10 protein-coding genes are annotated in these 6,482 nt (G+C 56.0%); 2 read left to right on the forward strand and 8 right to left on the reverse strand.

Annotated elements, in window-relative coordinates:
* A partial coding sequence (locus QNK41_RS15725; RefSeq protein WP_319258582.1) for a hypothetical protein occupies window positions 1–208 on the forward strand: 208 nt, incomplete at its 5' end.
* Window positions 209–331: 123 nt separating this feature from the next.
* Here the strand turns inward: QNK41_RS15725 and QNK41_RS15730 are convergent.
* From QNK41_RS15730 to QNK41_RS15765, 8 genes are read right to left on the reverse strand one after another with little or no spacing between them, the layout of a single operon-like run.
* Window positions 332–1,129 (reverse strand): ComF family protein, encoded by a 798-nt coding sequence (locus tag QNK41_RS15730; protein ID WP_319258584.1) that lies wholly within the window; start codon window positions 1,127–1,129, stop codon window positions 332–334.
* A 9-nt stretch (window positions 1,130–1,138) separates the two neighbouring features.
* Complete coding sequence (gene icd, locus QNK41_RS15735) at window positions 1,139–2,362, reverse strand: isocitrate dehydrogenase (NADP(+)) (protein ID WP_319258586.1); 1,224 nt, start codon at window positions 2,360–2,362, stop codon at window positions 1,139–1,141.
* 50 nt (window positions 2,363–2,412) lie between these two features.
* Window positions 2,413–3,195 (reverse strand): 23S rRNA (guanosine(2251)-2'-O)-methyltransferase RlmB, encoded by a 783-nt coding sequence (rlmB, locus tag QNK41_RS15740; RefSeq protein ID WP_319258588.1) that lies wholly within the window; start codon window positions 3,193–3,195, stop codon window positions 2,413–2,415.
* Between the two features lies 1 nt (window position 3,196).
* Window positions 3,197–3,796 carry a guanylate kinase gene (gmk, locus tag QNK41_RS15745; protein WP_319258590.1) on the reverse strand — a complete coding sequence of 200 codons (600 nt, stop codon included), beginning with the start codon at window positions 3,794–3,796 and terminating at the stop codon, window positions 3,197–3,199.
* Window positions 3,797–3,802: 6 nt separating this feature from the next.
* Window positions 3,803–4,057, reverse strand: a complete 255-nt coding sequence (locus QNK41_RS15750; RefSeq protein WP_319258592.1) for an extracellular matrix/biofilm biosynthesis regulator RemA family protein — start codon at window positions 4,055–4,057, stop codon at window positions 3,803–3,805.
* 23 nt (window positions 4,058–4,080) lie between these two features.
* Entirely contained in the window at window positions 4,081–4,962 is an 882-nt protein-coding gene (locus tag QNK41_RS15755) for a YicC/YloC family endoribonuclease (RefSeq protein ID WP_319258594.1), read from the reverse strand.
* Entirely contained in the window at window positions 4,959–5,495 is a 537-nt protein-coding gene (locus QNK41_RS15760; protein WP_319258596.1) for a DUF4416 family protein, read from the reverse strand. The genes QNK41_RS15755 and QNK41_RS15760 overlap by 4 nt, the downstream gene beginning before the upstream one ends.
* Window positions 5,492–5,665 carry a Trm112 family protein gene (locus tag QNK41_RS15765; RefSeq protein ID WP_319258598.1) on the reverse strand — a complete coding sequence of 58 codons (174 nt, stop codon included), beginning with the start codon at window positions 5,663–5,665 and terminating at the stop codon, window positions 5,492–5,494. The genes QNK41_RS15760 and QNK41_RS15765 overlap by 4 nt, the downstream gene beginning before the upstream one ends.
* A gap of 422 nt (window positions 5,666–6,087) precedes the next feature.
* On the opposite strand from QNK41_RS15765, the gene QNK41_RS15770 reads away from it, so the two are divergent.
* Window positions 6,088–6,482: ABC transporter transmembrane domain-containing protein (locus QNK41_RS15770; protein WP_319258600.1), on the forward strand; the 395-nt coding region annotated here is incomplete at its 3' end.

Genomic DNA, 6,482 nt, shown 5'->3' on the forward strand with positions numbered 1-6,482 from the left:
CCCCATGGCCCAGGTTCATTCCGTCAAAGGGCGGCCGGCTGCCATCCCCCATTCGGCTCACAACAGCATGGACCAGACTAGGGATCTGTGCAAGCGCCGAAAATTGAAACAGATAGAGTTGCTTATTTTTTACCAGAAACAGTTGTTTACCTCTTTCTTGAAAATCATTGCCAATTCCCATTGGTCACTGGAATTCTTCTTAAATTGAGGATTTTGGTTCAAGATCAAGGCGGGATCGGGTTTCAAACCGCAGGCATACTCCAGTATGTCGAGGATTCGGAACGCGGTTCCAACGCAGATATTGGATTAAAAGTCCTATTTAAAAAGAATTCTACAGTGCCCTGGCCAACGTCAGCACATCCACCCGTTCGGCCCCGTCACGCATCAGGGCATTGGAACAGGCGTCGACCGTAGCACCCGTGGTCAAAACGTCATCCACCATCAGCACCCGCTTGCCTGCAGTCTGACCACGACGATTCACGCTGAATGCATTCCGGATGTTGATCCGCCGCTGCTGACGGTCCAATCCGGTTTGAGGGGCCGTGGCCCGGGTGCGCACCAGCAGGTCACGAATGATGACGGTCTCTTCGGGCAGCGCCCACCGTCTCACCAGCAGGTAGGCTTGGTTGAATCCCCGCTGGCGGAATCGTTGCCGGTGAAGGGGAACCGGTGCCACCACATCGACCTCGCCGACCGTCCAATAATGCAGGAAGGCATCGAAAAGCACTCTTCCCAACGGATTGGCCAGGCTCACCTTGTCCTTGAACTTCAACGCATGGATAGCTGCTTTCAGGGTGTTATCATAGATACCGGCGGCGCGGGCCCGGATGAAGGCACCGGGTCCGTCCAGGCATCGGCCGCAAAGGTGATCCTCCCCCTCGCGACTGCTAAATACCAGTCCGCACCGGGAACACAACGGGGAAGCCACCGCTGTCCACCGGTCTCGGCAGTGCAGACAAAAATGAGGGGCCATTGCAGCGGAAAAACCAATTGGATTGCTCGTTGGCGGCGTTTCACGGTCATGCTTAAAAAGCCGGCCGCAACCCAGGCATTTGGCCGGAAAAAGGGCATCACCCATGCCGTGCAACAGCCGCTGAAACACCCCCGGCAGCGTCGTTAGGCTCAGCATGCCGATGTTCTATTTGATCTGTGCGACGATAGCCGCGGCAAACTCGGAGCATTTCACTTCCTGAGCGCCCTCGATCTGCCGCGCCAAATCGTAAGTCACCCGGCGGGCCTTGATGGCCGCCTGAACGGCGTCGCGAACGGCGGTACCTGCCTCTTTCCACCCCATGTAGTCGAGCATCATGGCGCCAGACAGAATCAGGGAGCCGGGATTCACCTTATCCAGCCCGGTATATTTCGGGGCGGTGCCGTGGGTGGCCTCGAACACGGCGCAGACGTCGCCGATATTGGCCCCTGGCGCCATACCCAGCCCGCCCACCTGGGCGGCCAGGGCATCGGATATATAGTCGCCGTTAAGGTTGGGCGTGGCGATGACGCTGTATTCATCGGGTCGCAGAAGCACCTGCTGGAACAGCATATCCGCAATCCGGTCCTTGACCACCACCTTTCCTTCGGGTGCCTTTCCATCGTACTGGTCATAGAGCTGTGCCTCGGTGATCGTCCGGTCGGCAAAGCGCTCCTTGGCCACTTCGTAGCCCCACTGGGCAAAGGCGCCTTCGGTGAACTTCATGATATTGCCCTTATGCATAAGCGTGACACTTGGAAAACCGTTCTCCAGGGCGTGAACAATGGCGCTGGCAACCAGACGTTTGGTATTGGCCGGGCTGATGGGCTTGATGCCGATGCCGGCAAGGGGCGGCAGGTCGACCCCCATTTTCGTTTTGAAAAAATCAGCCACCATGTTGGCCTCATCGGTTCCCGAGGCCCACTCGATTCCCGCGTACAGATCCTCGGTGTTTTCCCGGAACACAACCATGTTGATCTTTTCCGGGTGTTTCATGGGGCTGGGAACCGTTTCGATATAACGCACCGGGCGAACGCAGGCATACAGATCCAACTTCTGCCGGATGGCCACATTGAGGCTCCGTATCCCCTTGCCAATGGGCGTGGTCAACGGCCCTTTGATGGCCACCACGTTGGATTCAATGGCATCGAGGGCCTCCTGGGGCAGGTAGTTGCCGGTTTTCTCGTACCCCTTTTCCCCGACGGGCAACTCCACCCAGGATAGGTGTCGATTTCCGACGTAGGTTTTTTCAACCGCTGCGTCGATGACCAACCGGGTCGCCCGCCAGATATCGGGCCCGATGCCGTCGCCTTCGATGAATGGAATGACAGGATGGTCCGGAACGTTCAGACTGCCGTCACTGTTTTTTTTAATCCTTTCTGCATCTGCCATGAGGCGCTCCTCCTGGGTTAAAACCCAATCATAAATTCTACATTATATCGTCAACCCGCCAGCTGGCGCTGTCGGAAGGCTTCGTAGAGTACGACGGCGGCGGCAGCCGATGCATTGAGCGAATCCACGAGGCCTCGCAGCGGAATCGAGACCAGGAAATCGCAATGCTGGCGGACCAGTGGACGGAGGCCCTTTTCCTCTCCCCCCACCACCAAGGCCAGGGGACCTTTCAGGTTGGCCTGAAAAACAGTCTGATCCGCTTGCATGGAAAGACCGGCAACCCAAACGCCCTCTTTTTTCAGCCATTGAATGGTCCCGACCAGATTGGTCACCCGGCACAGCCGCGTGTGTTCCAAGGCACCGGCGGAGGCTTTGGATACCGCCGGTGTCGCCCCAACGGCGCGATCTTTGGGAACCACGAGTGCATCGGCGCCCACACAGTGCGCCGTGCGCACAATGGCGCCCAGATTGTTCGGATCCACAATACTGTCCAGCAGCACCAGCAGGCAGGTGCCATCCTTCCGACCGGATTCGGAAACGATCGATTCAATGGAATCGGCAGGCAGGCGGGCCACGGCGGCGGCAACGCCCTGGTGCTCGTCGCTGCTGCAGGCCGCGCGAATCTGTTCAGGCGTCAGCGTCTGACAGGAAATCCCTCGCTTTTCCGCCAGTTCAACAACCCGCGTCTGACGGTCGGAAAGGGCCGTCCGGTCCACCATCAATGTATACATGGTTCGCCGGCCGGCGGTCAATGCCTCCATGACCGGGTGAAATCCGTAAAGCACCTCCCGGCTGTCCGGCGCCGGCCTTCGTTTTTTGATTTTTCCGGCCATGTCAAACGGCCCCGCCTTTTAGTATTGACACAAACCGGGCGATGGCCGCCTCCAGGTCATCATTGACGACCACGTGCCGGTACATCCCCCGGCATGTAATTTCGGCTTGGGCGTTTTTCATGCGTTTGTCTATCACCGAGCCGCTGTCCAGCCCTCTGACGGTGATCCGCTGGCGAAGGATTTCCATGGACGGTGCCATGATGAAGATGGTAACCGCATCCGGGTAGCGTCGCACAATCTGCGCGGCCCCCTGGACGTCGATATCCATCAAGACATCCCGGCCGGCATCCAGATGATCCTCGATGAACTGGGCGGACGTACCGTAATAGTTGTCATGGACCCTGGCCCATTCAGCCCATTGCCCGGTGTCGATGCCCTTGCGGAACTGCGCTTCGGTGACAAAAAAATAGTCCCTGCCCGCCTGCTCCCCGTCCCGGGGCGCACGCGTGGTCGAACTGACCGAATAGACCAGATCATACAGGTGTCGGCGGGCCGCATCACACAACGTGGTTTTGCCGGCCCCCGATGGCGCGGAAACCACAAAGAGCCGACCGCCATGCGTTCGCTCCTCATGCTCGTCTGTCGACATCATGTTGGCCATCTGGGATCACTTTTCCGTTGTCAGGTCTTCGAAACGCTGTGAGATGGTTTCGAATTGGATCGCGGACAGTACGATGTGGTTGCTGTCCATGATGATAATGGCCCGGGTGCGGCGCCCCTGGGTGGCGTCAACCAGACGCCTTTCATTGCGGGCTTCATCTTTCAGCCGCTTCATGGGCGACGAACTGGGCGAAACAATGGACACCACCCGTTCAGCCACGACCGTATTGCCGAAGCCGATGTTCAGCAGTTTTTTTTCCATCCCCTTCCCTTCTCAATCTCAGGCTACTCCACGTTCTGGATCTGCTCGCGCAGTTTCTCGAGCTCTGATTTCACCGCCACGATGATGTGGGACATGGTGGCCTTGCCCGATTTCGATCCCATGGTGTTGAACTCCCGATTGAACTCCTGGAGCAAAAAATTCAATGGCCGGCCGGCCGGTGTATCGTCTTCCATCAGTGCCCTGAACTGCTGGATGTGACTGTTGGCCCGCACGATTTCTTCGGAGATATCACTCCGATCGGCCAACAGGGCCGCCTCCTGGGCGATGCGCGTCTGATCGATCTCTACGACACCGTGGGTCAGTGCCTCGATGCGATCTTTCAGCCGCTGCCGAACCATTTCCGGCAATTGTGCGGCCTGGCTACCAATCTCCTCCAGCATGGTCTCAATGGCATCCAGACGCTGCCGGAAGTCACGGGCCATGTTGTTCCCTTCCACACGTCGCATGGCATCCAGATCGGTCATGGCCGTCCTCAGACACGGTTCCAATTGCGGCCACACGGCGTCCATGTCTTTTTCCACCTCCACCGCATGAATCATGCTGCCCACTGCCAGGACCGTCTCAATACTGGTCTGGCCGGTCAGGTCCAATGCCTGGTTCAGTTGGGTCAATGCCTCGTAATAGGCCCGGGCCCGCGGCAGATTTACCTCAAAGGCGATGCCCGCCTCCGACGCATCGTGGATCTGCACCCGAATATCCACCCGTCCGCGGGCCACGGTTTCGGCGATGATGCCTTTTATATGCTCCTCCAGTGATTCGAAACCGTGGGTGAGCTTTAAGGCCACATCCAGATGCCGGCTATTGAATGAACGCACCTCCACACGAACCGTGTAGGAAGCGGTCTGATTTTCCGCCCGGGCATAGGCGGTCATGCTCTTGATCATGGTTCCTGCCTTTGTTTTAAATCCAACATATATTTTTTTCGGACCAGGGTTAGAAAGTCAATCAGGGGCTTGTCGGCATAGTCGGGGTAGGTCCACGGCAGCGTGCGAAAGGCCCCTTTCTGAAAGATCAGCGTCAGGTCCGCATAAATGCCCTGGCCAATGTAAATGCGATGGGTAAAGTTCTTTCCGGTGGCCAGAACGAAGCGTTCGGGCAGCAGATATCCCGGATCGATATTGATCCTGCGCTGCCCCTGCCGCTGGTATGTTTGTTCCAACGCATTGGTCATCCGCTTGATGGTGGCCAGTTCGGTCTGCTCGACAAGCGTTTTAAAAACGACCAACCGGCGACTCAGCGGAGCGCCCATCTCCTTTTCATAATAAGTCGTGAAATCAAAATCAAGCCACGCACTGATCATGTCAACAGGACCCAACCGGTCCTGCAATTCTTGCGCAACACCCGTGGCAAGGGCCTTATCTTTGACGAAAAAACCCACAATCAGTTTGGCTGGCGAGGGGGGCTGGGGCAGACTCATAAGTTAAACGGCTTGGCCTCTTCGATCAGCATGATGGGGATATCATCCCGAATTTCGTAAACCAGCCGGCACGCTTCACAGATCAGACCGTCTTGGGGGTCGTTGAGGCGGATCTCCCCTTTGCACTGTGGGCAGGCAAGGATGTCAAGCAGTTCCTGGTTGATGGCCATTACTGACTCCTTCTTCTGTTTTTTTTCATTTGCGTATATCATGTTGTTCAGTATGGTTTTTCTTTCTTATTCTATATGGGTGACGGATGGGGCACAACCCATCGTTGCGCTAATGAAAGGTGAGATTTAATATCATACAAGGGCAGAATTTGCAGCCTTTTTATGGTGACCGCACCGCCTTTGAGCGCAAGAACCGAGGAAATAACTAATCGACCTGAGATTGGTGTAGATGTTCTAGTTTAATATATGCCGGGTGAAGATTGCCAATGGATGTCCCAAATGTCAATGCTTACATTCTCCGCCGTGTTGACGGTATAGACCATTTCAACCGCATCGTTTACAAAAAGCATCCCATGGGATAAATACCGGGCACGTTGGGTTAAGGCATCCTGAATGATGACCGCGCAAAAAGGGAAACAAAAGTGAAACATTTCTTAACGATAGAATTGAGGGACCGGCATCGACGGATCTTGTCCTTGATCAAGAAAAACAGCGGGCGCCTCATCTTCGCCGCCGGGTGCAGCTTGATGATATCGAGCGCCACCACCGCAACGGGGTACCTGATCAAACCGGTGATCGACGATATCTTCGTAAACAGGGATACCACCGGATTAGTCGTGTTACCCCTTTTGGTGGTTGCCGTTTTTTTAGTAAAGGGGTTGGGCAGCTACGGCCAGGAGTACTTCATGAACTATGTCGGCGAAGACATCATTCGCCGGTTGCGCAACCAGCTTTACGATCGTATTCAAGATCTTCCGCTATCCTTTTTCCAAAAAGAACGCACCGGTACACTCATGTCGCGGATCACCAATGATGT

The organism is Desulfosarcina sp., assembly GCF_033791525.1.
Taxonomy (GTDB): Bacteria; Desulfobacterota; Desulfobacteria; order Desulfobacterales; family Desulfosarcinaceae; genus Desulfosarcina.

What these genes read in the sequence shown, in the direction of transcription:
- QNK41_RS15730 (WP_319258584.1), bottom strand. Translation starts at nt 1,129, where the DNA reads ATGCTGAGCCTAACGACGCTGCCGGGGGTGTTTCAGCGGCTGTTGCAC.
- icd (WP_319258586.1), bottom strand. Translation starts at nt 2,362, where the DNA reads ATGGCAGATGCAGAAAGGATTAAAAAAAACAGTGACGGCAGTCTGAAC.
- rlmB (WP_319258588.1), bottom strand. Translation starts at nt 3,195, where the DNA reads ATGGCCGGAAAAATCAAAAAACGAAGGCCGGCGCCGGACAGCCGGGAG.
- gmk (WP_319258590.1), bottom strand. Translation starts at nt 3,796, where the DNA reads ATGGCCAACATGATGTCGACAGACGAGCATGAGGAGCGAACGCATGGC.
- QNK41_RS15750 (WP_319258592.1), bottom strand. Translation starts at nt 4,057, where the DNA reads ATGGAAAAAAAACTGCTGAACATCGGCTTCGGCAATACGGTCGTGGCT.
- QNK41_RS15755 (WP_319258594.1), bottom strand. Translation starts at nt 4,962, where the DNA reads ATGATCAAGAGCATGACCGCCTATGCCCGGGCGGAAAATCAGACCGCT.
- QNK41_RS15760 (WP_319258596.1), bottom strand. Translation starts at nt 5,495, where the DNA reads ATGAGTCTGCCCCAGCCCCCCTCGCCAGCCAAACTGATTGTGGGTTTT.
- QNK41_RS15765 (WP_319258598.1), bottom strand. Translation starts at nt 5,665, where the DNA reads ATGGCCATCAACCAGGAACTGCTTGACATCCTTGCCTGCCCACAGTGC.